General features: G+C 64.0%; 1 pseudogene. It reads left to right on the top strand.

Features of this window, described 5'->3' with window-relative positions:
• Nucleotides 1-63: 63 nt before the first annotated feature.
• Nucleotides 64-945, top strand: a pseudogene (locus ACT17R_RS17650) (IS3 family transposase); the annotation flags it as partial.

Here is a 945-nt window from a genome sequence, read left to right as displayed (position 1 = left end):
TGACGTGCTCCCCTGAAATGTGACCGATTTTGAGTAGAGTCCGGCGCGAAGGAGTCGGACGTAATGAAGCGAAGCAGGTTCAGCGAAGAGCAGATCATCGCGATATTGAAGGAGCATGAGGCGGGGATGCCGACGGCGGATGTATGCCGCCGGCACGGGATCAGTTCGGCGACCTTCTACAAGTATAAGGCCAAGTTCGGGGGCCTGGACGTGTCGGAGGCGCGGCGGCTTCGGGCGCTCGAGGACGAGAATGCGAAGCTGAAGAAGCTTCTGGCCGAGGCGATGCTCGACAATGCGGTGCTGAAGGATCTGACATCAAAAAAATGGTGACGCCCGGCGCCAAGCGGGAGGCAGTCGCATATGCTCGTGACCATCACGGGCTGAGCGAGCGTCGGGCGTGCAGCCTGGTCGGCGTGAGCCGCCGGGTGATCAGATATGAGCCGACGAGGCCGGATGACGGTGCTCTGCGGCAACGCCTGCGCGAGCTGGCGGCCGAGCGCCGTCGGTTCGGCTATCGTCGTCTGGGGTATCTTCTGGCGCGGGAGGGCATGCGCCCGAACCACAAGAAGCTGCTGCGCATCTATCGCGAAGAGGGACTGCGTGTCCGCCGCCGTGGTGGTCGCAAGCGGGCCTTGGGCACGCGAGCGCCGATGGCACTGCCGCAGGGTCCGAACCAGCGCTGGTCGCTCGACTTCGTATCGGACAGCCTGGTGTGCGGTCGGCGGTTCCGCATCCTGTGCATCGTCGATGACTTTACGCGGGAGTGTCTGGCGCTGGTGGCGGACACATCGCTATCCGGCATCCGCGTTGCCCGGGAACTGACGACGCTGATCGGCCTGCGGGGGAAGCCTCACATGGTCGTCAGCGACAATGGCACCGAACTGACCTCGTCGGCGATCCTGCGCTGGTCGCAGGAGCGTCAGGTCGAGTGGCATTATATCGCGC

It is taken from the genome of Sphingopyxis sp. Q841 (assembly GCF_052384365.1).
GTDB lineage: Bacteria > Pseudomonadota > Alphaproteobacteria > Sphingomonadales > Sphingomonadaceae > Sphingopyxis > Sphingopyxis terrae_A.
The sequence above is the reverse complement of the archived record's forward strand: the minus strand, read 5'-3'. Positions and strand labels throughout refer to the sequence as shown.